At 35.3% G+C, this 23,276-nt stretch carries 24 protein-coding genes and 1 pseudogene; 10 read left to right on the top strand and 15 right to left on the bottom strand.

Annotated elements, in window-relative coordinates; all coding sequences use genetic code 11:
- Positions 1-58: 58 nt before the first annotated feature.
- Entirely contained in the window at positions 59-1,027 is a 969-nt protein-coding gene (gene trpS, locus ABJI11_RS10400; RefSeq protein ID WP_276491522.1) for a tryptophan--tRNA ligase, read from the bottom strand.
- A gap of 70 nt (positions 1,028-1,097) precedes the next feature.
- Here trpS and ABJI11_RS10395 point away from each other — a divergent pair, with 70 nt between their 5' ends.
- A complete protein-coding gene (locus tag ABJI11_RS10395) occupies positions 1,098-1,838 on the top strand; it encodes a lysophospholipid acyltransferase family protein (protein WP_348351871.1) in 741 nt (246 codons plus the stop codon).
- A gap of 26 nt (positions 1,839-1,864) precedes the next feature.
- On the opposite strand, the gene ABJI11_RS10390 is transcribed toward ABJI11_RS10395, so the two are convergent.
- The 4 genes from ABJI11_RS10390 to recA all read right to left on the bottom strand — a co-directional run bounded on the left by ABJI11_RS10390 (position 1,865) and on the right by recA (position 5,507).
- Complete coding sequence (locus ABJI11_RS10390; RefSeq protein WP_348351870.1) at positions 1,865-3,379, bottom strand: hypothetical protein; 1,515 nt, start codon at positions 3,377-3,379, stop codon at positions 1,865-1,867.
- Positions 3,380-3,412: 33 nt separating this feature from the next.
- On the bottom strand, positions 3,413-3,979 hold the full coding sequence (locus ABJI11_RS10385; protein ID WP_348351868.1) for an RNA polymerase sigma factor: 567 nt from the start codon (positions 3,977-3,979) through the stop codon (positions 3,413-3,415).
- A gap of 15 nt (positions 3,980-3,994) precedes the next feature.
- The gene (locus ABJI11_RS10380; protein ID WP_276491527.1) at positions 3,995-4,417 is read right to left on the bottom strand and encodes a hypothetical protein; all 423 of its coding nucleotides are present in this window, start codon (positions 4,415-4,417) and stop codon (positions 3,995-3,997) included.
- Between the two features lie 82 nt (positions 4,418-4,499).
- Positions 4,500-5,507, bottom strand: coding sequence for a recombinase RecA (gene recA / locus ABJI11_RS10375; protein WP_276491528.1), 1,008 nt, complete (start codon positions 5,505-5,507; stop codon positions 4,500-4,502).
- Between the two features lie 374 nt (positions 5,508-5,881).
- Here recA and ABJI11_RS10370 point away from each other — a divergent pair, with 374 nt between their 5' ends.
- From ABJI11_RS10370 to ABJI11_RS10330, 9 genes are all read left to right on the top strand, one after another.
- The gene (locus ABJI11_RS10370) at positions 5,882-6,913 is read left to right on the top strand and encodes a rhodanese-related sulfurtransferase (protein WP_348351865.1); all 1,032 of its coding nucleotides are present in this window, start codon (positions 5,882-5,884) and stop codon (positions 6,911-6,913) included.
- Positions 6,914-7,156: 243 nt separating this feature from the next.
- Positions 7,157-8,359, top strand: a complete 1,203-nt coding sequence (ricT, locus tag ABJI11_RS10365; protein WP_348351863.1) for a regulatory iron-sulfur-containing complex subunit RicT — start codon at positions 7,157-7,159, stop codon at positions 8,357-8,359.
- The gene (locus ABJI11_RS10360) at positions 8,352-8,837 is read left to right on the top strand and encodes a gliding motility lipoprotein GldH (RefSeq protein ID WP_348351861.1); all 486 of its coding nucleotides are present in this window, start codon (positions 8,352-8,354) and stop codon (positions 8,835-8,837) included. Before ricT ends, ABJI11_RS10360 begins: the two co-directional genes overlap by 8 nt.
- A gap of 3 nt (positions 8,838-8,840) precedes the next feature.
- The gene (locus ABJI11_RS10355) at positions 8,841-11,186 is read left to right on the top strand and encodes a transglycosylase domain-containing protein (RefSeq protein ID WP_348351859.1); all 2,346 of its coding nucleotides are present in this window, start codon (positions 8,841-8,843) and stop codon (positions 11,184-11,186) included.
- A 107-nt stretch (positions 11,187-11,293) separates the two neighbouring features.
- Positions 11,294-11,992, top strand: a complete 699-nt coding sequence (locus tag ABJI11_RS10350) for a CoA transferase subunit A (RefSeq protein ID WP_348351857.1) — start codon at positions 11,294-11,296, stop codon at positions 11,990-11,992.
- A gap of 4 nt (positions 11,993-11,996) precedes the next feature.
- Positions 11,997-12,650 (top strand): CoA transferase subunit B, encoded by a 654-nt coding sequence (locus ABJI11_RS10345; RefSeq protein ID WP_348351855.1) that lies wholly within the window; start codon positions 11,997-11,999, stop codon positions 12,648-12,650.
- Between the two features lie 493 nt (positions 12,651-13,143).
- Positions 13,144-13,509, top strand: coding sequence for a hypothetical protein (locus tag ABJI11_RS10340; RefSeq protein WP_348351853.1), 366 nt, complete (start codon positions 13,144-13,146; stop codon positions 13,507-13,509).
- Between the two features lie 147 nt (positions 13,510-13,656).
- The gene (locus tag ABJI11_RS10335) at positions 13,657-14,181 is read left to right on the top strand and encodes a GNAT family N-acetyltransferase (protein WP_348351851.1); all 525 of its coding nucleotides are present in this window, start codon (positions 13,657-13,659) and stop codon (positions 14,179-14,181) included.
- A 16-nt stretch (positions 14,182-14,197) separates the two neighbouring features.
- A complete protein-coding gene (locus ABJI11_RS10330) occupies positions 14,198-15,346 on the top strand; it encodes a serine hydrolase (protein ID WP_348351849.1) in 1,149 nt (382 codons plus the stop codon).
- 9 nt (positions 15,347-15,355) lie between these two features.
- Here ABJI11_RS10330 and ABJI11_RS10325 read toward each other — a convergent pair whose 3' ends face one another.
- The 10 genes and pseudogenes from ABJI11_RS10325 to ABJI11_RS10280 all read right to left on the bottom strand — a co-directional run.
- On the bottom strand, positions 15,356-16,546 hold the full coding sequence (locus ABJI11_RS10325) for a methionine aminotransferase (protein ID WP_348351847.1): 1,191 nt from the start codon (positions 16,544-16,546) through the stop codon (positions 15,356-15,358).
- A 49-nt stretch (positions 16,547-16,595) separates the two neighbouring features.
- Complete coding sequence (locus tag ABJI11_RS10320; protein ID WP_348351845.1) at positions 16,596-17,141, bottom strand: type 1 glutamine amidotransferase domain-containing protein; 546 nt, start codon at positions 17,139-17,141, stop codon at positions 16,596-16,598.
- A 133-nt stretch (positions 17,142-17,274) separates the two neighbouring features.
- Positions 17,275-17,757 carry a very short patch repair endonuclease gene (locus ABJI11_RS10315; protein ID WP_348351843.1) on the bottom strand — a complete coding sequence of 161 codons (483 nt, stop codon included), beginning with the start codon at positions 17,755-17,757 and terminating at the stop codon, positions 17,275-17,277.
- Between the two features lie 64 nt (positions 17,758-17,821).
- Positions 17,822-18,568, bottom strand: a complete 747-nt coding sequence (locus tag ABJI11_RS10310; protein ID WP_348351841.1) for a succinate dehydrogenase/fumarate reductase iron-sulfur subunit — start codon at positions 18,566-18,568, stop codon at positions 17,822-17,824.
- A gap of 64 nt (positions 18,569-18,632) precedes the next feature.
- Entirely contained in the window at positions 18,633-20,648 is a 2,016-nt protein-coding gene (locus tag ABJI11_RS10305) for a fumarate reductase/succinate dehydrogenase flavoprotein subunit (RefSeq protein WP_348351839.1), read from the bottom strand.
- Positions 20,649-20,660: 12 nt separating this feature from the next.
- Positions 20,661-21,341 carry a succinate dehydrogenase cytochrome b subunit gene (locus ABJI11_RS10300; RefSeq protein ID WP_348351837.1) on the bottom strand — a complete coding sequence of 227 codons (681 nt, stop codon included), beginning with the start codon at positions 21,339-21,341 and terminating at the stop codon, positions 20,661-20,663.
- Positions 21,342-21,508: 167 nt separating this feature from the next.
- Positions 21,509-21,943: a hypothetical protein gene (locus ABJI11_RS10295; protein WP_348351835.1), complete on the bottom strand. Its 435-nt coding sequence runs from the start codon at positions 21,941-21,943 to the stop codon at positions 21,509-21,511.
- Positions 21,944-22,053: 110 nt separating this feature from the next.
- Positions 22,054-22,443, bottom strand: coding sequence for a DUF2721 domain-containing protein (locus tag ABJI11_RS10290; RefSeq protein ID WP_348351834.1), 390 nt, complete (start codon positions 22,441-22,443; stop codon positions 22,054-22,056).
- Between the two features lie 12 nt (positions 22,444-22,455).
- Complete coding sequence (locus ABJI11_RS10285; RefSeq protein WP_348351832.1) at positions 22,456-22,794, bottom strand: cupin domain-containing protein; 339 nt, start codon at positions 22,792-22,794, stop codon at positions 22,456-22,458.
- Between the two features lie 4 nt (positions 22,795-22,798).
- Positions 22,799-23,276: pseudogene (locus ABJI11_RS10280) on the bottom strand (glycosyl hydrolase); the annotation flags it as partial.

Genomic DNA, 23,276 nt, shown 5'->3' with positions numbered 1-23,276 from the left:
AACAAAAAACCGACCACTAGGTCGGTTTTTTAATATTTGTAGTTTTCTGTGTGATTAATTAATAACCTAACTTTTCACGAACTCTTTCTAGTACTCCGTCCGCTACTTTTCTAGCTTTTTCTGCACCTAAAGCTAGTGCATCATCAATCTCATTTAAGTTGTTCATGTAGTATTCAAACTTTTCACGGGGCTCTTCAAACTTATTTACAATTACTTCATAAAGTGCTTGTTTTGCATGACCGTAACCGTAGTTTCCTGCTAAGTAATTAGCACTCATTTCTTCAATTTGTGGCTCACTTGCCAATATTTTATATAAAGCGAATACGTTGTCAGTAGAAGGGTCTTTTGGGTCTTCCATTGCTGTGCTATCCGTCTGTATTCCCATAATCTGTTTGCGTAACTTTTTATCGGTCTGAAATAGACTTATCAAATTACCTTTACTCTTGCTCATTTTTGCCCCATCTGTACCCGGTATGTACATGGTTTCTTCTTGTACCTTACCTTCTGGTAATACAAATGTTTCGCCTAATTGTGCGTGAAAACGAGAAGCAACATCCCTAGTCATTTCTATATGTTGCATTTGATCTTTGCCTACAGGTACAATGTTAGCATCGTACAATAATATATCTGCCGCCATTAACATTGGGTAAGTGAATAGTCCGGCATTTACATCTTCTAACCTGTCTGCCTTATCTTTAAAAGAATGTGCAAGCGTTAATCGTTGATATGGAAAAAAGCAGCTTAGGTACCAAGCCAACTCCGTGGTTTGTGGTACATCGCTTTGTCTGTAAAAAACAGTATTTTCTATATCTAACCCAAAAGCTAGCCATGTTGCAGCAACAGCATAGGTGTTATGACGTAATTCTGCGCCATTTTTAATCTGTGTTAACGAATGCATATCTGCAATAAATAGAAAAGATTCGTTAGAAGGATCGTTTGCCATATCTATTGCTGGCTTGATCGCTCCAAGAATATTACCTAAATGCGGAGTCCCTGTACTTTGTATGCCTGTTAAAATTCTTGCCATTTTCTTTATTCTAAGAAAGCAAAGGTAAAACAAATACAAAAAAACTATCGTAAATAACTACTTTTGATTTATGCTTAAATTGGTTAAACAAACCGGTCAAACTATATATCGAATTTGGTTTTATATTTTAGTGGCCATTCCTATTCTACTCTTTTTTCCATTTCTTGTCCTATTTGCTTCAAGGGAGGCGTGGTATCCACAGTTTTTTTGGATGGCCAGAAATCTATGGGCAAGATTTATACTATATGGTATGTTTTGTTTTCCAAAAGTGACCTATGAGCAGAAGTTGGTTAAAAATAAGAGCTACATGTTGGTGGCTAACCATACTAGTATGCTAGATATTATGCTGATGTTAATAGTAAGTAAAAACCCATTTGTATTTGTGGGGAAGAAGGAACTGGTTAAAATACCTTTATTCGGATTCTTCTATAAACGCGTTTGCATTATGGTAGATCGCGACAATACACAGAGTAGAACGGCTGTATATAGAAGAGCGCAAAAAAGACTGCAACAGGGCTTGAGTATCTGTATTTTTCCTGAGGGTGGTGTGCCAGAAGAGCATGTGCTGTTAGATAAGTTTAAAGATGGTGCTTTCAAAATGGCTATCGCTCATAAAATACCCGTAGTGCCCATGACCTTTTATGATAATAAGGAAAGGTTTTCTTTTACATTTTTTAGTGGCGGTCCCGGTAAATGTAGAGCTAGAGTGCACTCATTTGTTGAAACACATTCCATTCGTCCAGAAGATACGACAGAGCTAAGAACAAGTGTTAGGGAAACAATACTTAACGATTTAACCAAAAATAGCTAGGTTAATAAATATGCTTCAATCAATTTTTAAAATTGAAAAGAGAGCCCGCTATAAACTCCAACAGAATATGGTCTAAAAGTTCCGTTTACATCAGAAAAGGTATTTAATTGATATTTAAATATGGGTTCTACATTAAAACGAATCTTCTGCGAAAAATTATAGTTAAGGCCTAGACCCATGTTGGCGCTGAAATTTAAATCGTTAATATTATTTGCCTCACCTATTTCAGTGGTTAAGTCACCTGAAGTTAATGATACCGCGTTATCGATTAAGAATAGTGAACTAACTCCACCAATGAGATTTACCTCGAATTTTTTATCGATTAGTGCATAGTTCAATTCTACGGGTAGTTCTAAGTACCCTAATTGTTGAGACATAAATCCGTCTTTAGATGCACTTTTTGCTGTAACATCTTGAGCTGAACTTACGGTACTGTATTTATCTGAGGTGACTATTTTACTGGAAATGGTTAATGTATTTGATGTTTCTGCATAATCAATAGTAGCTAATTGTCCATTGCCAGATGCTAAACTGGAAGAAGATGAAAAAGCAACATCTTCCGTGTCATAACCATAATCAACTTTATTGATTCCTGAGCGAATAGTTAGTTTTTTGGAAACCGCATAGGCTACAGAAACACCGTAACTCATGTTTACGGTTCCTGATTTTGTATTCGGAGTAAAAATCGAATTAACGGGTGAGCCTTCACCTATTGCATTAAAATATACTGGTGCAACATTGGGCCCTGCAGACCACCTATTGTTCGCAACTTTCTTCTTTTTTAGCTCTTCTTGGTCTTCTATTTCCTCATAAATTGATTTTTTGTTTAATTCAATTTCTTCGGTAGGGTCTTCAATAGAGGTATTTGCCGCTATAGCGTTTTCTTTACCCAAAATATTTGGGTCTGACTGAATAGTAACATCCGCATTGTTGGCAGCTATCTTCTCTTTTGTTTTTTGAATAATGGTAGATGAGTTTTCAATATCATTTTTAGCAATTTCTGTGCTGGCAGTATTTTCAGCTACTAATACTTCATGTTTTATGGTATTGTTTTCTGAAGTGTTTGTACTTTTTTCCGCAATAGTACTAACAAGTTCAGAGTTCTGGTTTGCATTATTATTAATTACAGCAGCACTGTTAGAATCATCTCTGCTGTTTGGTGAGTTGCTTTTAGTATTTGAAAATTGCTCTTCTATAACCGTGGTAGATTGCTCAACTATTGGGTTGGTGTTGTTGTCTATTGAATCAACAAAAACCTCCGTTTTTGTAGTTGGTTGAATATCTTTTACTTCAATTGCTTTATTATTGGTGTCTACCAAAATTTCATTGGTAGTGTGTTCTTCTGTAAAAGGGTTAAATATTAATAAACCAATCATTATTGCGGCAGCAATACCACCAAACGACCACCATAAAGGTATGATTCTTTTCTTTTTTCTTTTGTCCAATGACGCATCAATCGCACGCCAGACCTTGTTGTCTGGTGTTTGTTTGAAGTCCGATAGCTTATCTCGGAATAGTTCGTCTATATTTTTCTTCTGCATCTAGTACTGTTTCTGTTTATAATCAAAATCAGATTATAAAAAGTGTGTTGATATTATAATTAAGACACTAACAATAGATTGTGTGATCTTAGTTTCTATTTTTTCTTTTAATAATGTGCGGGCCCTGGCAAGATTTGATTTAGAGGTGCCAATTGTTGTTCCCAGTATTTCGCTAATTTCTTTATGCGTATAGCCATCCATAACATATAGATTGAATGTTGCGCGGTATTTATTTGGTAATTCTTGAATGTAACTTAAAAGCGTTTGTAAGCTGATGTCGCTAAAGGCATTATCAACGGTTACTTCTTCTTCTGTATTATCTGTAACTACGTTTAGGTACTCTTGCTTTCTATATTTTTGTAGGGCGGTGTTAACGGTAATTCTTTTCATCCAACCTTCAAAAGATCCCTTATTCTTAAACTGGCCAATTTTGTCATAAATGGTCATAAAACTGTCGTGCAAGGTATCTTCTGCCTGTGATTTTGATTTGGAGTATTTAAGGCATATACCAAATAGCGTAGTGGCATAGGCTCTGTATAGTAGCTCCTGTGCTTTACGGTCTCCTTTTTTACAATTATGTATGAGTTCTTCTAGACTCACAAATGGTTGGTTGTTTTAAGGGTTGTTTACTGGAACGACAATTTCCATATATTCTGCCTCTCCGTCGCTATTATCTCCTTTATAAAATTTAAATGTATAGGGTTCGGTATAAATCACCTGGAAGTTAAAAGACGCTGTTTCTTGAATTAATTCTTCCATACAATCATCAAAATCAGTTCTTACTGCCCCTATGGCAACAACACTTCTAACGGTCAGGGAATCTTTAACAACGTCAAAACCTTCATAGTATGTGCAGCTATCCGGTTTTAAATAATTTACAGAAATCGTATAGACCTCATTGAGATCAAAAGATTCTGGTACTTCTGCATTAACAATCTCCAATGCTGTGAAATGGAAATTGGCGTCATCATCATCAATAGAACAACCATTGCTTAAAAATGCTAAGACCAATGTCAATAACATTAACTTAATTTTCATCGTATAACTATTTTGTGATAAGATGAAAACTAGGCGCAATGGTTGCGTTAACTCATTTATGTTTACTTAAATAACTCTGAATTTAAGCGTTAAGGGCTGCAATGGCTTCTCTGATCTTACCATCTAACTCCTCGAACAATTCAGGGTTATCTAAAAGTAGGTTTTTAACTGCATCACGACCTTGACCTAATTTTGTGTCACCATAGCTAAACCATGATCCACTCTTTTTAACAATTTCGTATTCAACACCTAAGTCGATTACTTCACCAACTTTAGAAATACCTTCACCGTACATAATGTCAAACTCAGTAGTACGGAAAGGTGGCGCTACTTTGTTCTTTACCACCTTAACTCTGGTCTTATTACCCTTAACATTACCATCCGTATCTTTTATTTGTGTAGACCTTCTAATATCTAAACGAACAGATGCGTAAAATTTAAGTGCATTACCACCAGTAGTAGTTTCTGGGTTACCGAACATTACACCAATTTTTTCACGTAATTGGTTAATGAATATTACAGTACAATTTGTTTTACTGATAGAACCGGTAAGCTTTCTTAATGCCTGAGACATTAAACGTGCATGAAGACCCATTTTAGAATCTCCCATTTCACCTTCGATCTCACTTTTTGGTGTTAAGGCGGCAACAGAATCGACTACAACGATATCTATAGCTCCTGATCTAATTAGGTTATCTGCAATTTCTAAAGCTTGCTCACCATTATCTGGCTGAGAAATAATTAGGTTATCGATATCTACACCTAATTTTTCAGCATAAAAACGATCAAAGGCATGTTCAGCATCTATAAACGCTGCAATACCTCCATTTTTTTGTGCTTCTGCAATTGCATGTAAGGTAAGGGTTGTTTTACCTGAAGATTCTGGTCCGTAAATTTCAATTACACGACCTCTTGGGTAACCGCCTACGCCTAATGCTATATCTAAACCTAAAGAGCCAGAAGGTATCACTTCAACATCTGCAACAACACTATCTCCCAGTTTCATTACAGCGCCCTTACCGTAGGTTTTATCCATCTTGTCAAGGGTCAGCTTTAATGCTTTTAATTTTGCTTCTTTTTCAGAACTCATTCTCTATTTTTTTGGAAAGCTAAATTACCAAATCTTTTTTGAATTGAACAATATTGAAATGATTACGCAACCATTTTAATTAATCGCTATCTTTTATTAAATAGAAGTTACTTAATTGGTTATCAATTGCTTTTTTAGTGTAAGCGATTATAGGTGGTTATCTCCTTCATGTATGTTTTTCGAGAATGCTATGAAAAAGAGAAGAATGGAATAACCAATAAAGAGTCTTGCTATAATCAAGGCTCTTTTTTTATGAGTTAAGGTGGTTAACCTTAATAAAATAGGTGGGTTTTTCAATATTATAACTATTTTTGCCATTCAAAATTTTTCTATAAACCTTCTGCCTAATGGCAGACTTAAATTATTAGTATAGCATGCAACTGTACAATACGTTAAGTGCAATAGAAAGAGCAGCTTTAATTGAAGAAGCGGGTAAGGAGCGCCTTACTATCTCTTTCTATACCTATGCACACATTGGTAATACCAACATTTTTAGAAATCACCTTTTTATCAACTGGAACGAGATGGATGTTCTTGGGCGAATTTATGTTGCTCATGAGGGCATTAACGCCCAACTTTCTGTACCAGCTGAAAATTTTAATGTTTTTAAGGAACATTTAGATAGCATTTCTTTTTTAGAGAATGTGCGACTCAATATTGCCATTGAGCAAGACAACCTTTCATTTTTGAAGTTGAAAGTGAAAGTGCGCAAGAAAATTGTAGCAGACGGATTGGAGGATAATTCTTTTGATGTTACCAATAAAGGTATACACGTTGGTGCAGAAAAGTTCAATGAGCTGATTGAAGATCCAGATACCGTTTTGGTAGATATGCGTAATCACTATGAAAGTGAAATTGGTCATTTTAAAAATGCAGTTACACCAGATGTAGATACATTTAGAGATTCCCTAGATATAATTGAACGAGATTTAGCCGATCATAAAAAGGATAAAAAACTGGTCATGTATTGTACTGGTGGAATTCGATGTGAAAAAGCCAGTGCGTATTACAAACACAAAGGTTTTGAGCAGGTGTATCAGTTAGAAGGCGGTATTATTGAATATACCAGACAAGTAGAAAAGAATAATCTTGAAAATAAATTCAAGGGTAAAAACTTTGTATTTGACCATAGAAGGGGAGAGCGTATTAGTGATGATGTAATCGCTAATTGTCATCAATGTGGACAGCCGTGCGATGATCATGTAAATTGCGCCAATGAAGCTTGTCATCTTTTATTCATTCAATGTAAATCTTGTGCGGAAAAAATGAATAATTGCTGTTCAGATGCATGTAAAGAAGTACATGAGCTGCCATATGAGGAGCAAAAAGCTTTACGAAAAGGAAAAGTGGTCAGTAATAAGATTTTCAAAAAAGGACGATCAGAAGTATTAAAATTTAAAAAATAAACTTCTTGTCATTATCAGATTTAAGATGTTGAACTAGATAATTGAACATAAAAAAACAGCGTAAATCGCTGTTTTTTTATGTTCTTGAAATACTCTTGGGTTATTGCTAATGTCGCTATTTAAAACCATCAGCGCTAATTTCACTTTTATTTCACATTAAAAAAACTGTATCTTTACCTATAAGTTTTTTATGAACCTTTTTTGGTGAATTTTATATAATTCAACCAAACCAATATATATAATATGAGTTGTAGTAGTTGTTCTACCGGTAAGGATGGACAACCAAAGGGATGCAAGAATAACGGTACTTGCGGTACAGATGGTTGCAATAAACTGACAGTTTTTGACTGGCTTTCAAATATGTCGCTCCCTAATGGGGAACGACCATTCGATTTTGTTGAAGTAAGATTTAAAAATAGTAGAAAAGAGTTTTTTAGAAATACAGAGAATCTCTCACTTTCCATTGGCGATATAGTTGCCACACAAGCACAATCTGGTCATGACATTGGCATGGTTACCTTAACTGGTGAACTTGTACGTGTTCAAATGAAGCGAAAGAAAGTATCTTTCACTGATGAGGAAGCACCTAAGGTGTACAGAAAAGCGAGTCAGAAAGACATTGATATTTGGCAGAAATGTAGAGATAGAGAAGAAGAAATTAAGAAAAGAGCACGTGAAATTGCTATTATTTTAAAGCTTCAAATGAAAATTTCTGATGTGGAGTTTCAAGGTGATGGATCAAAAGCTACTTTTTACTATACGGCAGATGAACGTGTAGATTTTCGTCAGTTGATAAAAGATATGGCAAAAGCATTCGGTATTCGTATCGAAATGCGCCAAATAGGCTATCGCCAAGAAGCACAGAGACTTGGTGGTATAGGTTCTTGCGGTAGAGAGCTATGTTGCTCAACATGGTTAACGGATTTTAGATCTGTTAGTACTTCTGCTGCGCGTTACCAACAGTTGTCATTGAACCCGCAAAAGCTTGCGGGTCAGTGTGGTAAATTAAAGTGTTGTTTAAATTATGAGTTAGATGTGTATATAGATGCATTAAAGGATTTTCCTTCTCAAGACACCAAATTGTTTACTGAAAAGGGACTCGCTTTTTGTCAGAAAACCGATATTTTCAAAGAAATGCTATGGTTCTCATATAAAGAAGACCCGGGTAACTGGCATGTGCTTTCTAAAGATCAGGTAAACGAAATTTTAGCAAAAAACAAGAAAAAAGAAAAAGTTTCTAGTTTGGAGATGTACGCAATGGAAGTTGTCGTAGAAGAAAAAGTAGTGTTTGAGAATGTTGTAGGTCAAGATAGCCTTACCCGTTTCGATAAGCCTAAAGGCGGAGGAAATAGAAACAAAAACAGGAATAAGAATAAAAACCGAAACCGCAACAAAAATAAGAACAAGAACAGAAATCGTAATAGAAACCAAAAGAAGGATGCGTAGTATATTTTTTTGTTTTTTAGCACTTGTGCTTTTTGCTTCTTGTGATAGTAATATTATTAAAACTAAATATCAAACCTTAGAAGATGGGGTTTGGAATAAGGATAATGTTCTAGAATTTTCTTTGTCTGAAATGGATACCATTGCTGAACATGATGTCTTTATCAATGTTCGAAATGATAATACTTTCCCATATAGTAATTTATTTCTTATTGCTTCGTTAACTACTCCAGAAGGTGAAGTAACAAAAGATACCCTTGAATATGTAATGTCTTTACCAGATGGTACTTGGTTAGGTAAGGGCAGTGGTAGTATCAAGGAAAATAAATTATGGTATAAGGAAAACATCGTTTTTTCATCTTCAGGCGTATATACTATAGAGGTATCACAAGCAATGCGTAAAAATGGTAATGTTTCTGGAATTATTGGGCTAGAAGGTATTACAGATGTAGGTATAGAAGTAACAAAAAGCACCCCGTAAACAATGGCAAAACAGGTTAAGAAAAAAACAACGAATAGTTTTTCGAAATTCATATTATGGTTTTGGATTTTGTTTGCATCGGGTATTGCTATTGTGGCTTTGATATTTCTATCTGCTTCATGGGGGTTGTTCGGTGAATTACCACCTTATGAATATTTAGAGAATCCGCAGACAAACTTGGCATCACAAATTATCTCTTCTGATGGTAATTTGTTGGGTAAATTCTATTTAGATGATAACCGTACCGATGTAAAGTTTGACGAATTACCTGATAACTTGGTAAATGCCTTGATTGCAACTGAAGATGCACGTTTTAAAGACCATTCTGGTATCGACGCTAGAGGTACTGTTAGAGCATTTGCTTATTTGGGTAGTAAGGGTGGAGCAAGTACTATTTCTCAGCAATTGGCACGTCAACTTTTTGTTGGTGTGCGATCTAGAAGTAAGTTCGATGCTATAAAGCAAAAAATTAAAGAGTGGGTTTTAGCAATTCGATTAGAGCGTAGCTATACCAAAGAAGAAATCATTAGTATGTACTTTAATATTTATGATTTTGGAAATAATGCCGATGGTATTCGTTCTGCTGCACGTATTTATTTCGGTAAAGAACCAAAAGATCTTAAAATTGAAGAGTCTGCTATGTTGGTGGGCATGTTCAAGAACTCATCACTTTTTAACCCTATGCGTAGGGAAGAAATGGTAAAAAATCGTAGAGATGTTGTTCTTGCACAAATGGCAAAATACGATTATATCTCTGAGGTAGAAAAAGATTCGCTACAGGCTATGAAGATGGATATTAATTATAATCCAGAAACGCATAGTGTAGGTTTGGCCACTTACTTTAGAATGTATTTGCAGCGTTTTATGAAAGATTGGATATCTAAAAATCCAAAGCCAGCAATAGGTGACGAGCCAGATAAGTATAATTTATATTTAGATGGATTAAAAATTTATACAACTATTGATTCTAAAATGCAGGCCAATGCAGAAGAAGCGGTTAATGAGCACATGACAAAATTGCAAGCCGAATTTTTTCATCAGAATACTCCAGATAGAAATAAGACAGCTCCTTTCTTAGATATTACTCCAGAAGAAACGAAGAAAATCATGGAACGTGCCATGAAAATTTCTGATCGTTGGAAAATTATGAAAGCTGCAGGAAAATCTGAAAAAGAGATTCGTGCATCTTTTGACAAGAAGACCGAAATGACTGTTTTTGATTGGAAAAGTCCTACTAAAGAAAAAGATACTATACTAACTCCAAGAGATTCCATACGTTATTATAAAGCTTTTTTAAGAACAGCAATGATGTCAATGGAGCCACAAACAGGTCATGTAAAAGCGTGGGTTGGCGGTATCAATTACAAGCATTTTCAGTATGACAATGTTATACAAGGTTCAAGACAAGCAGGTTCTACTTTTAAACCTTTTGTCTATGCAGCAGCCATAGATCAGTTGCGATTATCACCTTGTGAAACTCGCCCAGACACCCAGTATTGTATTGAGGCTGGTAAACATGGTAATATGGAGCCATGGTGCCCTAGAAATTCTAATCTTAAATATTCCGGTAATAGCTATACGTTGAAAAAGGCACTGGCAAACTCGGTAAATACGGTTACAGCACAATTAATAGATGAGGTTGGTCCTAAATCTGTAGTTAGCATGGTGCGTAACTTAGGGTTGAGCGGAGATATTCTAGAAGTACCTTCAATTGCTTTGGGTACCGTAGATGTTAATGTGTATGAAATGGTGGGTGCCTATGGTGCGTTTGCCAATCAAGGTGTGTACGTGAAACCAGTAATGGTTACTCGTATTGAAAATAAAGATGGTACCGTTTTGTATGAATACGTTCCTGAAACTAAAGATGTGTTGAGTAAAGATGTTTCATACGCTATTTTAGATTTAATGAAAGGTGTTACGAAAGGCGGTTCTGGTACGCGTTTACGTACTACAAATGCTAATAAATGGAGAAAGGAGTATGATGAAATTATAACTGGTTATCCTTATAAATTAACAAATCCTATCGCTGGTAAAACTGGTACTACACAAAATAATAGTGATGGTTGGTTTATGGGTATGGTTCCTAACCTAGTTACCGGTGTTTGGGTAGGTGGGGAAGAAAGAGCTGTTCACTTTAAAAGTATTACGTATGGACAAGGAGCATCTATGGCATTACCTATTTGGGGTTTGTATATGACTAAGAATTATGCAGACGAAGAATTGGGTATTTCTAAAGAAGATTTTGAGAAGCCAAGTAACATGTCCATTGAAATAAATTGCGATAAATTTGCTGAAGGTGTTCAGGATAATAATAATTTAGAAGATGATCTAGAAGATTTAGATTTCTAGATAACATTATAAAATGATTTAAAAAAGGTCTTAGCGTAAGCTAAGACCTTTTTTTATTTTATCCCATTTATAATCGGTATTTTAGTGACAAGATAATTAACGACAAAATGATACGTAAAACAGTAGCAAATGTAACTAAAGCTTTGGCAGGTGTACAAGACGGAATGACTTTTATGTTAGGTGGATTCGGGCTTTGCGGTATTCCAGAGAATGCAATAAGTGAATTAGTAAGATTGGGAGTAAAGGATATAACATGTATTTCAAATAATGCGGGAGTTGATGATTTTGGCTTGGGTTTATTGTTGCATCAACATCAAATTAAAAAAATGGTGTCTTCCTATGTAGGGGAGAACGATGAATTTGAACGACAGATGCTAAGTGGTGAATTAGAAGTGGAATTAACTCCACAAGGTACACTTGCAGAAAAGTGTAGAGCTGCACAAGCAGGTTTTCCTGCATTTTATACCCCAGCAGGTTATGGTACTGAAGTAGCGGAAGGAAAGGAAGTAAGAGAGTTCAATGGAAAAATGTACATTTTAGAAGAGGCTTTTAAGGCAGATTTTGCATTTGTAAAGGCATGGAAGGGTGATGCTGCTGGTAATTTGATTTTCAAGGGTACTGCAAGAAACTTCAATCCTTGTATGTGTGGTGCAGCTACTATCACTGTAGCTGAGGTTGAAGAGTTAGTTTCGGAAGGGGAGTTAGACCCTAACGAAATACATATTCCAGGAATTTTTGTGCAACGCATTTTCCAAGGAAATGATTATGAGAAAAGAATAGAACAAAGAACGGTACGTCAAAAATAAGCGCATGTTAGATAAAAACGGAATTGCAAAAAGAATTGCACAAGAAGTGGAAGACGGTTATTATGTAAACTTAGGTATTGGTATTCCTACCCTAGTTGCTAATTATGTACGTGATGATATAAGTGTAGAATTTCAAAGTGAAAATGGAATTCTAGGTATGGGTCCTTTTCCTTTAGAAGGTGAAGAAGATGCTGATTTGATAAATGCAGGTAAACAAACCATTACTGCATTGCCTGGTGCGTCTTTTTTTGATTCTGCTACTAGTTTTGCCATGATTAGGGGAAAACATGTAGACTTAACCATTCTGGGTGCTATGGAAGTTGCAGAGAACGGTGATATAGCCAATTGGAAAATTCCTGGTAAATTGGTCAAAGGTATGGGTGGTGCTATGGATCTTGTTGCATCTGCAGAAAATATAATCGTGGCTATGATGCATACCAATAGGGCAGGTGAATCAAAACTTTTAAAAAGGTGTAGCCTACCATTAACAGGCGTTGGTTGCGTTAAAAAGATTGTTACCAATTTAGCTGTGTTAGAAGTTACGAAAGATGGATTCTTATTGTTAGAGCGTGCGCCAGGTGTAACAGTCAACGAAATTAAAGAAGCTACCCAAGGTAATTTGATAGTTGAGGGAGAGGTTTTGGAGATGAGTGTTTAAAATGTAAAGGTTAATAACCGATTATATGTGTTTTTTATTTTTTTCACAACAGGTTATATTCAGTACACAACATTTATGATTGAAATTTTGAAGAACAGATGTATCTTTATTACTCAATTATACCCCATAACCTATTAATTTCTTAACAATTATGAATTCTCAAATTAACCACACCACAAACGAACATAAAGTACAAGTTTATAGAAATGACTTTTTTAGCGGATTCTTAAGACTTACTAAAAAGTTATTTATGTTATAAATTACTTTTGAGATTTAAAAAAAAGAGCGACTTAATAAGTCGCTCTTTTTTTTTGGACTATTTTGAAATAAACCTCTTTGTCTTTGTATAAAATATTTTGATGAACTAATTTCTCTAGGTTCACCACAGGTTTAATTAGTTTTACCACAAATAGTTTATTGTAAGAAAAAGACTACATATATTTGAAGTGTAATAAAAAGTGAATCCCAAATCGCTTTTGAAACTTAACCTAAAATGAAGTATTTATTTAGTTGCCTAATTTTGTTGGTATTTGTTACCTCGTGTTCAAAAATTGAAGAAAATGACGATCCTATAATTGGTATTTGGAACCACACCGTTAAAACGGCTACCAATACAAATAAGATGGTTATTGATAATGAAGAATGGATCTTCAATGATGTCTACCTTGGCAGATTTCATGGTTATAAAGATGGACAAGTAGTTTATCTAACAGATTTTAACTGGAGTGTAAACGGTGACGTTTATATAGTAAGCTACCCAGGCACTGATTTCCCCGATGATATAGTAAAAATGCAAGAAACTGATGAAGGTACTATTCTCATGAGAACTGAGGGTAAAGTCTTTGCAGAGAAACAATAATAAGTTCGCAATTGAAAAATGCCCATGAACAATTGTATTTCCATTAACAGGTAATACAAAGAACAGATAAGTTACCAAATCAACCTTTTTATAACATCTCCCCCGATTAGGAGCAAAGTAATTTGCTCCTTTTTTTATTTTAGAGGTATGGAACTTAAATTTAAATTGTGTTCTTTAAACGACCTTGAGAAACTAAGGCTTATTTCTGAACAAACTTTTGTAACTGCTTTTGAAAAAGATAATGACCCTGTTGATTTCAAGAATTATATTGATAAAGCTTTTACCCTTGAAAAAATTAAAGAAGAGCTGTTAAACAGCAATAGCAATTTCTATTTTGTATATCAAAATAGTAAGACGGTTGGTTATTTTAAACTTAATGTTGGTGATGCTCAAACAGAAATAATCACTGATAAAACTATAGAGCTTGAACGTATATATGTTTTAGCTCATTATCAAGGTAAGGGCTTAGGAAAATGTTTCTTAGATTATATTAAGAATTTGGCTTTCAACAAGAGTAAAAAAAAGCTCTGGTTGGGCGTTTGGGAACATAATATTGCTGCTATACGATTTTACGAACGTGAAGGCTTTGTTAAATTTGATACTCATCCTTATTATATTGGAGAAGATGAGCAAACGGATTGGTTAATGGGTTATGATTTAAGTAACTTGTAGCTTCAAACCAACACTTATGAAATTATACTATTTTACTTTTTTTGCATTTATAGGTTTTTTAAACTTAAATGCTCAAGAATATTACTTTCCTGAAAGAAATGCAGACTGGGAAGTCAAATCTCCTAAAGATTTTAAAATTAAAGATGCAGCTTTAAAGGATGCGGTAGATTTTGCAGAGGCTAATGAATATTCTGGTTCTAGAGACTTACGTATTGCCATTGTTAAAGGATTTGAAAAGGAACCATTCCATAAAATATTAGGTCCAACGAAGAAGCGTGGTGGTCCTGCAGGTATGATTCTTAAAAACGGATATGTGGTTACCCAATGGGGAGATACTAAAAGGGTTGATATGACTTTTAGTGTAACCAAGAGTTTTTTGAGTACCATGGCTGGTCTTGCTGAAGACGAAGGTTTAATTACCGACACTAAAAATGTAGTAGGTGATTATATCTGGGACGGTACTTTTGATGGAGCCCATAATTCTAAAATTACCTGGGAGCATTTGTTGCAACAAAACTCTGCTTGGTCTGGCGAACTTTGGAGAGGAAAAGATTGGGCAGACAGACCGCCAAGTGAAGGAGGTATAGATGATTGGAAATTGGCAACACCTAAAGAACCAGGTACAGTTATGGAGTATAATGATGTACGTGTTAATGTTTTGGCATATTCACTTACTCATGTTTGGCGTAAACCTATGCCATTGGTACTAAAAGAGAAAATCATGGATAAAATTGACGCGTCTTCTACCTGGCGTTGGTTTGGTTATGATGATGCTTGGACAGAAATTGACGGTCTACAAATGAAATCTGTAACCGGTGGTGGTCACTCAGGTGCAGGTATCTTTATCAGTGCCGAAGATATGGCACGCTTTGGTATGTTGTTTTTAAATAATGGTAAGTGGAAGAACGAAAGATTGATTTCTGAAGATTGGATTAAAAAGGCAACTACACCATCAATACCTAATGCTAATTACGGGTATATGTGGTGGTTAAACAAGAAGGGAGCTAGACATTGGGAAGGACTATCTGAAAACATTTATTACGCCGCCGGTTTTGGTGGTAATTTCATTATCATAGATAAAGAAAATGATGTTGTCGTGGTTACACGCTGGTTAGAGCCTAGTAAAGTTGGCGAGTTTATGACCAAGGTAAATGCTGCTTTTTAACAAAACCCTTTAGAGCTTGCATAAAATCTCTACTGCTTGCTCTAAGGTTTCTTTCTTTTTGGCGAAACAAAAGCGTAGCATGTGATCATTTCTATTTTCAACGTTAAAAGAAGATATAGGAATAGATGCTATTCCTTTTTCTGTTATTAAGCGCTTTCCAATAACTTCATCTTTGTCCATAGAAATTTGTGTGTAGTTTAATAGTTGAAAATAGGTTCCTTGCGAAGGTTTATATTTAAATTTGGACGATTTTATTCCATCTAGAAAGAAATCTCGTTTTTCTTGGTAAAAATTGTTCAAATCTAAATAATGTGATGGGTTTTTTAGATAATTAGCCAATGCACGTTGTACCGGATGGTCTACACAAAACACAGCAAATTGATGTACTTTTCTAAATTCGGCCATCAATTCAGTAGGAGCTACGCAATAGCCCATTTTCCAACCGGTTACGTGAAACGTTTTCCCAAAAGAGGCACAGACGAAACTTCTATTGGCTAAATCTGGAAATCGCGAAACACTTTCATGCACTTGTCCATCAAAAATAATATGCTCATAAACCTCGTCGCTCAGAAGAATGATATTGGTGGGTTTTAATATCTTTTCTAACTGTTCCATATCGGATTTTGTTAGAATGGTACCACTGGGGTTATGGGGTGTATTTATAATAACCATTTTGGTTTTATCGGTAATCTTATTTTCAAACGCTGACCAATCTATTTTATAATCTGGAGCTTCTAATTGAACATAAACAGGTATTCCTCCATTTAATGTAATTGCTGGCTCATAACAATCATAGGCTGGTTTTATAACAATTACCTCATCACCTTTGGTGATAAAGGCTGTAATGGCGGTAAAAATAGCTTGAGTGGCACCTACAGTTATAGTTATTTCATCTTCGGGAGAATAAGTATATTGGTGTAGCGATGCTATTTTCTCTGAAATGCCTTCTCTAAGACCATAATATCCTTGCATAGGTGCATATTGATTATGACCTGCTAATAATGCATCATTGACCATAGACTTTAATTTTTCGTCAGCCTTAAAATTTGGGAAACCTTGAGATAGGTCAATAGCATGATGCTTTCTAGCAAGATTACCTACTGTAGTGAATATTGTTGTCTTTACATCTGGTAGTTTAGATGTACTTATATGCTGTTCATAGTCCATAATAGTAAATGTATGAATTTTAAATACGGACATAAAAAAAGCCCAGTTATATGACTGGGCTTTTCAATTTTATTTAAATGAATTATGCATGTTGCATTTCGTGTTTTCCTTCTTTGATTTCCTCAATTAATTTGGAATTAAATGCGGGTAAATCATCAGGGTTTCTACTTGTTACAAATCCTTCATCTACAACTACCTCTTGGTCTACCCAATTAGCACCTGCATTGATTACATCATCTTTTATAGAATTAAACGATGTCATTTTTCTACCTTCTACAACCCCTGCACTAATTAATGTCCACGGTGCATGGCAAATTGCCGCTACGGGTTTCTTCAGCTTAAAGAAGTCACGTACAAAATCTAATGCTGTTTCTTCTCTTCTTAATAGATCAGGATTAATTACCCCACCTGGTAGCACCAAGGCATTATAATCTTCTGCCTTAACTTCACTTAATGTTTTATCTACTTTATAACTGTTAGACCAATTACCATCTGCCCAACCTTTTATTTCTCCGTTTTCTAAACTTACGATATCTACATTAAAGCCTTCTTTTTCCATGGCTTCTTTTGGACATTTTAATTCACTTTCTTCAAATCCATTTGTAGCTAATATTGCTATCCTCTTCATATTATATATAGTTTTTAACGATTAATAATTTGTTTGATAGTAAGTTACATATCATGCCTTCTATTATCCGTTAAAGCCTTATTAATAAAGGGTTGGCAAGGGTTAAACATTTACTAAATGAACTTTATAAAATTCAATTTGTGCTCATTTGCACCGCTTTTAAATGCTTAATGGTTTTTTCTAAGCATTCCTGAAGATTCTTTTTTACCTCGGTCTCCCAAAATCTAAATACGGTATAGCCCAAGGCTATAAGTTCTTGGTTTACTTCAATGTCTCGTTGCATATTACGCTCAATTTTTGCTATCCAGAATTCTTGGTTGGTTTTAACTTTGGGTTTACGCTCTTCCCAATTTTTACCGTGCCAATATTCACCATCTATGAAAATGACCGTTTTATATTTTGGCAATGCAATATCTGGCTTTCCTATAAGCTTTTTGTAATCTATGCGATACCTATAACCAGCAGCGTATAATGCTTTTCTAAATGCAAGTTCTGGTTTTGTATTTTTCCCTTTTATTTTGCTCATTATTTTAGAGCGCTGGGGCGTAGTGTAAAATCCGGATGCTTCGTTGAACCTAGGTACTATAATGCGTTCTTTGGAGTAGTCTTTGGGCATATTTAAAAATAAAAAATCCCGAACCTTTACGGTCGGGATTTTTTAAAACTTTATGATTAAAAGTCTAACCTTTAACGTTAGCACTTAAAAATTCGCGGTTCATTCTTGCAATATTCTCTAATGAAATTCCTTTAGGGCATTCCACCTCACAAGCACCGGTATTTGTACAGTTACCAAAACCTTCAAGATCCATTTGTGCAACCATGTTTTTAACACGAGCAACAGCTTCTACCTGTCCTTGTGGTAATAACGCATACTGAGATACTTTAGCACCAACAAATAACATAGCAGATGCATTTTTACAACTTGCTACACAAGCTCCACAACCTATACATGTAGCGGCATCCATAGCTTCATCTGCTGCATGTTTGGATATTGGAGTACCATTGGCATCTTGAGTGTTACCTGAAGTGTTTACAGAAATGTAACCACCTGCATGTTGTATTCTATCAAATGCTCCTCTATCAACAACTAAATCTTTTATAACAGGAAACGCTTTTGCTCTAAATGGCTCTATTGTAATAGTATCACCATCTTTAAACATACGCATGTGTAATTGACATGTAGTTACGCCTCTATCTGGACCATGAGCTTCACCGTTGATGAACATTGAGCACATACCGCAGATACCTTCTCTACAATCGTGGTCAAAAGCAACTGGCTCTTCACCATTATTAATTAGTTGTTCGTTAAGAACATCCATCATTTCTAAGAACGACATATGTTCAGAAATCTCTGTCACTTTATAATCGACCATTTTACCCGTAGCTTGGGCATTAGATTGTCTCCAAATTTTTAATGTCAGATTCATATTTTAAGTATTGAGTAATGAGTATTAAGTAATGAACTAAATCATTTCTAATAGCTCAATACTATTATTTATAACTTCTTTGTTTTAATTCGATTTCGTTGAACTCTAATTGTTCTTTGTGTAGAACGGCATCTCCAGGTTCTCCTTTGTATTCCCATGCAGAAACAAATGCGAAATCAACATCGTTTCTTTTTGCTTCGCCAGCTTGTTCTCCACCAATTTCTACAGACTCTTCTCTAAAGTGACCACCACAAGATTCTTCTCTTTCTAAGGCATCTTTGGCGAAAAGTTCACCAAGTTCCAAGAAATCTGCTACACGACCAGCTTTTTCCAATTCTGCGTTAAGTTCAGTTGCAGTACCAGGTACACTTACGTTTTTATAGAAATCTTCACGTAGAGCCTTAATTTCTGCCATAGCTTCTTTTAAGCCTTCTGCGTTACGAGACATACCACATTTCTCCCACATAATATTACCTAATTTCTTGTGGTAATAATCTACGGAATGAGATCCTTTGTTATTTACAAAGAAATTAATTTTATCTGTTACTTCTTTTTCAGCGGCATCAAACTCAGGTGTATCCGTAGGAATTTTTCCTGTTCTAATTTCGTGAGAAAGATAGTCTCCAATAGTATATGGTAAAACAAAATAACCATCTGCTAAACCTTGCATTAATGCAGAAGCTCCCAATCTATTTGCTCCGTGATCAGAGAAATTTGCTTCGCCAATACAGTAAAGACCGTCTACAGTAGTCATTAAGTTATAATCAACCCAAACACCACCCATGGTATAGTGTACTGCAGGATAAATCATCATTGGTGTTTTGTACGGATCTTGATCTACAATTTTTTCGTACATCTGAAAAAGGTTTCCGTATTTAGCTTTAACTATAGCAGCACCTAGTTCATATATCTTGTCAGCAGAAGCGTTGTTTATGTTGTGAATCTTAGCTTGCTCTTTACCATATCTTTCAATAGCGGAAGCAAAATCTAGATAAACGGCTTCACCAGTTGCATTTACGCCATAACCAGCATCACAACGTTCTTTTGCAGCTCTAGACGCAACATCACGTGGAACCAAGTTACCAAATGCAGGGTATCTTCTTTCTAAGTAATAATCTCTTTCATCTTCAGACAAATCGGTAGGCTTTTTCTTGCCTTCACGAATTGCCATAACATCATCCATGTTTTTAGGAACCCAAATACGACCATCATTACGTAAAGACTCTGACATTAACGTCAGTTTAGATTGATAGTCTCCAGAACGTGGAATACACGTTGGGTGAATTTGCGTATAACAAGGGTTTGCAAAGAAAGCTCCCTTTTTGTGTATTTTCCAAGCAGCGGTTGCATTAGATCCCATTGCATTGGTTGAAAGGAAATAAACATTTCCGTATCCACCAGAAGCAATAACGACAGCATGTGCAGAGTGGCGTTCTATTTCTCCTGTCACCAAGTTACGGGCAATAATACCACGAGCCTTACCATTTACTTTTACAACATCTAACATTTCATGACGGTTGAACGGAGTAATTTTACCACGTGCAATTTGTCTGTTCATTGCAGAATATGCTCCTAATAATAACTGTTGTCCTGTTTGTCCTTTAGCGTAGAACGTACGTGAAACTAATACACCACCAAAAGAACGGTTGTCTAATAGACCACCATAGTCTCGTGCAAAAGGAACACCTTGCGCAACACATTGGTCAATAATATTTGCAGAAACTTCTGCAAGTCTATATACGTTAGCTTCTCTAGAACGGTAATCACCACCTTTTACGGTATCGTAAAATAAACGGTATGTAGAATCACCATCTCCTTGATAGTTTTTTGCAGCGTTAATACCTCCTTGTGCAGCAATAGAGTGAGCTCTTCTTGGAGAATCTTGGTAGCAAAATGTTTTTACATTATAGCCCAATTCTGCTAAAGTGGCAGCAGCAGAGCCACCAGCTAAACCTGTTCCTACAACGATAACATCAATATTACGTTTGTTGGCAGGGTTAACCAAATCTATATGATTCTTATAATCGGTCCACTTCGTTTTCAACGGACCTTTAGGTACTTTTGAGTCTAATACAGACATAAGTAATAGGTATTAATGATGATTAAAATGATGAAAAAGGGCAATGAAAATAAATCCTAACGGAAGTAAAATCGAATACACTTTTGCAAACAATTGTAGTTTTTCTTTTCTCATGCTAGTTGCACCGGCAGACTGAAATGCAGAACTAAAGCCGTGCATAAGGTGTAGCGATAAGAATATGAAGGCAATTACATAAGCACCAACACGTAATGGGTTTTCAAATTTATGAGCTAATTCCTCATAATATCTGAAGCCTTCACCATTTGGTAGTAAACCAGTCATGTCTCCATCAATAAACTTGGTGTTAATTTCTGGTAACCAGAAATCGATAAAGTGAAGTACTAGGAAAGCTAAAATAGCTAATCCGCTGTAAATCATATTACGGCTCATCCAAGATGAATTAGCGCCGCCATTGTTTTTAGCATATTTTTTTACTCTAGCACTTCTGTTTTTAGCTTCTAAAATGAAACCCATCACAAAGTGATAGATAACACCAAAAATTAAAACAGGTTGCAAAACGTATTGTACCGCCCAAAAAGTACCCATGAAATGCGAAGCTTCATTGAACGCATCGGGACTGAAAACCGATAAGATGTTTATTGCAAAATGCTGAAGTAGAAAAAACATTAAAAAGAAAGCAGAAAGTGCCATTGCATACTTTCTACCAATCGAAGATTTAAAAAATCCGCTCATTAGTCGTTAATTTTATATGCGAATTTACATCACAAGCTAGTTATTAACAAGGATTAGGCAGTTTTAGTATGTCTATTTAGATTGATTTTAAAATGCATTTTAGCCATGTTTAAGTATTTTCTTCGATTTAAGCTCTAAAATTCTCAAATCATTAAACAAAGCGGTGATTAAGAATTAGTTGATTTGTCTGCTTTTTTAGAAATATCAAGGGCCCAAACAACAGCTTTGTCTAAATCTGTAAATGTTTGAATTCTTTTTGGAAAAATTAATTGTTTCAAAACTGTGCTAAATAAATTATTTCTTAATGGTCCGACCGATGCAATATGCTGCATGTCAAATCGATTTTTGTGATACTTAAACCATTCAAATGGTGCAACTCGATATCTATTTATTCTATTGGCGATATATATGAATGGTATATCTTTATCATAGATTTCCTGCGCTGCGTATACCGCTTTTTTCGCATTATTCCATTTGAAATGTGCTCCTTCGCGCATCTCAGAAATGACAATGCCTCCTTTAAAGAAATAGAAAACCCCAAATTCAAATTCTCTTATTTCCTTTATTTGATTTATTAATTCGAGTTCTCGAACTCTTTTCATGCCTATTTTTTGTAAAACGGCAAATATACTGGTTATTAACTCAATAGCTTATATAAACATCGACGAACAGTTAGGTTATTAGTTAGATATCTTTACTATGTCTGTAATTATTACTTCTCCATATCCTTTAACTGAATTTCTAATGCTTTAGTCGATAATTGAACTTCAACCAGTGATAGCACTAATGACAGCATTAAGGCGAACAAACTAATGCCAAAGATGAAATTTGCCCAAAATGTTAACTCCACATAAATTAAGGTCATGGTGATTACGGCAAGTAGAAAACTAAAAATAGCTGTTGCCTGCATGTTTTTAATAATCGTTAGTCGTTTACGAAGTTTCTTTACTTGAAGACCTACTGAAGGTGACGCTGTTTCTTCAAACTTTCTGTGCAGTTGTCTAATTAATGCCGCTATTGCCAAATACCTGGCGTTGTATGCAAGCATGGTCAATGAGATAGCAGGAAAAAGTAATGCCGGTATACCTAAAGTGAGTTCCATAAATAATATTTCTTAATCAGTAGCTATTCCAAAATAGGTCCAGGTAACATCAATATCAAAAGGATTAGCTTGCGCATGAATCTCACCTGGGGCTATTGTAATGCATTTTCCCGGTCCTACTTCATAATTTTCTCCTGATATCGTAAAAACGGCTTTACCGGTCTGTATATGAAAAACCTCGAACATGGTATCATGCTTATGCAACTCAACTTTTTGACCGGGTTTAAATACTGCAGTACCATACATCATTAATTGGGGTATTTCACCTCTATTTATCAATGTCTTTTTCTTAATGCTTGGGTCATGGCTTACACCTAGTTCCGGTAGCTTATTCCAATCTACTATTTTCATATAGCTATTCTATGTCAAAAGTTACCTTTTCAGTTGTTCCGTTGCCCGTTATCTCGACAGTGTAGCTACCTTTAGGCAAATAAGTGCTGCCATTATTGGCTTGTTTTAATTCGGTTTTGTGCTTTTTAAGGTAATTCAGCTTTCCAATTTTAGAAAATGCAACATCATATGATAAAACGTTCAGTCCTTTATTGGCTATAATTTCTGTTTCACTTACCACAATATTATCAGATGATTTTATTTTGGCTTGGTATACATCATCTCTGTCAGAGTAAAAGGTGATGTCCAATCCTGGTGTTCTGGCTTTTGACCAAGAACTCCTTGAGTTGCCCCATCGTGCCGAGTGTTTTAAATTATCTAACGGATACACATGTAAATCTTTACTTAATATTTCTGGTGTCATACTTTGTAATGCTGAAATATCAGCTTTATAAATACTTCTACCGTGTGTGCCTACTATTAGGTGTTTTGCTTCTTCCTGT

It is taken from the genome of Maribacter sp., from assembly GCF_039968975.1.
GTDB lineage: Bacteria > Bacteroidota > Bacteroidia > Flavobacteriales > Flavobacteriaceae > Maribacter.
This window is presented reverse-complemented; position numbering and strand designations above follow the sequence as displayed.

What these genes read in the sequence shown, in the direction of transcription:
- ABJI11_RS10340 (WP_348351853.1), top strand. Translation starts at nt 13,144, where the DNA reads ATGAAGTATTTATTTAGTTGCCTAATTTTGTTGGTATTTGTTACCTCG.
- ABJI11_RS10350 (WP_348351857.1), top strand. Translation starts at nt 11,294, where the DNA reads ATGATACGTAAAACAGTAGCAAATGTAACTAAAGCTTTGGCAGGTGTA.
- recA (WP_276491528.1), bottom strand. Translation starts at nt 5,507, where the DNA reads ATGAGTTCTGAAAAAGAAGCAAAATTAAAAGCATTAAAGCTGACCCTT.
- ricT (WP_348351863.1), top strand. Translation starts at nt 7,157, where the DNA reads ATGAGTTGTAGTAGTTGTTCTACCGGTAAGGATGGACAACCAAAGGGA.
- ABJI11_RS10295 (WP_348351835.1), bottom strand. Translation starts at nt 21,943, where the DNA reads ATGAAAAGAGTTCGAGAACTCGAATTAATAAATCAAATAAAGGAAATA.
- ABJI11_RS10335 (WP_348351851.1), top strand. Translation starts at nt 13,657, where the DNA reads ATGGAACTTAAATTTAAATTGTGTTCTTTAAACGACCTTGAGAAACTA.
- ABJI11_RS10325 (WP_348351847.1), bottom strand. Translation starts at nt 16,546, where the DNA reads ATGTCCGTATTTAAAATTCATACATTTACTATTATGGACTATGAACAG.
- ABJI11_RS10380 (WP_276491527.1), bottom strand. Translation starts at nt 4,417, where the DNA reads ATGAAAATTAAGTTAATGTTATTGACATTGGTCTTAGCATTTTTAAGC.
- ABJI11_RS10395 (WP_348351871.1), top strand. Translation starts at nt 1,098, where the DNA reads ATGCTTAAATTGGTTAAACAAACCGGTCAAACTATATATCGAATTTGG.
- ABJI11_RS10290 (WP_348351834.1), bottom strand. Translation starts at nt 22,443, where the DNA reads ATGGAACTCACTTTAGGTATACCGGCATTACTTTTTCCTGCTATCTCA.
- ABJI11_RS10310 (WP_348351841.1), bottom strand. Translation starts at nt 18,568, where the DNA reads ATGAATCTGACATTAAAAATTTGGAGACAATCTAATGCCCAAGCTACG.
- ABJI11_RS10370 (WP_348351865.1), top strand. Translation starts at nt 5,882, where the DNA reads ATGCAACTGTACAATACGTTAAGTGCAATAGAAAGAGCAGCTTTAATT.
- trpS (WP_276491522.1), bottom strand. Translation starts at nt 1,027, where the DNA reads ATGGCAAGAATTTTAACAGGCATACAAAGTACAGGGACTCCGCATTTA.
- ABJI11_RS10390 (WP_348351870.1), bottom strand. Translation starts at nt 3,379, where the DNA reads ATGCAGAAGAAAAATATAGACGAACTATTCCGAGATAAGCTATCGGAC.
- ABJI11_RS10330 (WP_348351849.1), top strand. Translation starts at nt 14,198, where the DNA reads ATGAAATTATACTATTTTACTTTTTTTGCATTTATAGGTTTTTTAAAC.
- ABJI11_RS10360 (WP_348351861.1), top strand. Translation starts at nt 8,352, where the DNA reads ATGCGTAGTATATTTTTTTGTTTTTTAGCACTTGTGCTTTTTGCTTCT.
- ABJI11_RS10285 (WP_348351832.1), bottom strand. Translation starts at nt 22,794, where the DNA reads ATGAAAATAGTAGATTGGAATAAGCTACCGGAACTAGGTGTAAGCCAT.
- ABJI11_RS10300 (WP_348351837.1), bottom strand. Translation starts at nt 21,341, where the DNA reads ATGAGCGGATTTTTTAAATCTTCGATTGGTAGAAAGTATGCAATGGCA.
- ABJI11_RS10355 (WP_348351859.1), top strand. Translation starts at nt 8,841, where the DNA reads ATGGCAAAACAGGTTAAGAAAAAAACAACGAATAGTTTTTCGAAATTC.
- ABJI11_RS10345 (WP_348351855.1), top strand. Translation starts at nt 11,997, where the DNA reads ATGTTAGATAAAAACGGAATTGCAAAAAGAATTGCACAAGAAGTGGAA.
- ABJI11_RS10305 (WP_348351839.1), bottom strand. Translation starts at nt 20,648, where the DNA reads ATGTCTGTATTAGACTCAAAAGTACCTAAAGGTCCGTTGAAAACGAAG.
- ABJI11_RS10315 (WP_348351843.1), bottom strand. Translation starts at nt 17,757, where the DNA reads ATGCCCAAAGACTACTCCAAAGAACGCATTATAGTACCTAGGTTCAAC.
- ABJI11_RS10320 (WP_348351845.1), bottom strand. Translation starts at nt 17,141, where the DNA reads ATGAAGAGGATAGCAATATTAGCTACAAATGGATTTGAAGAAAGTGAA.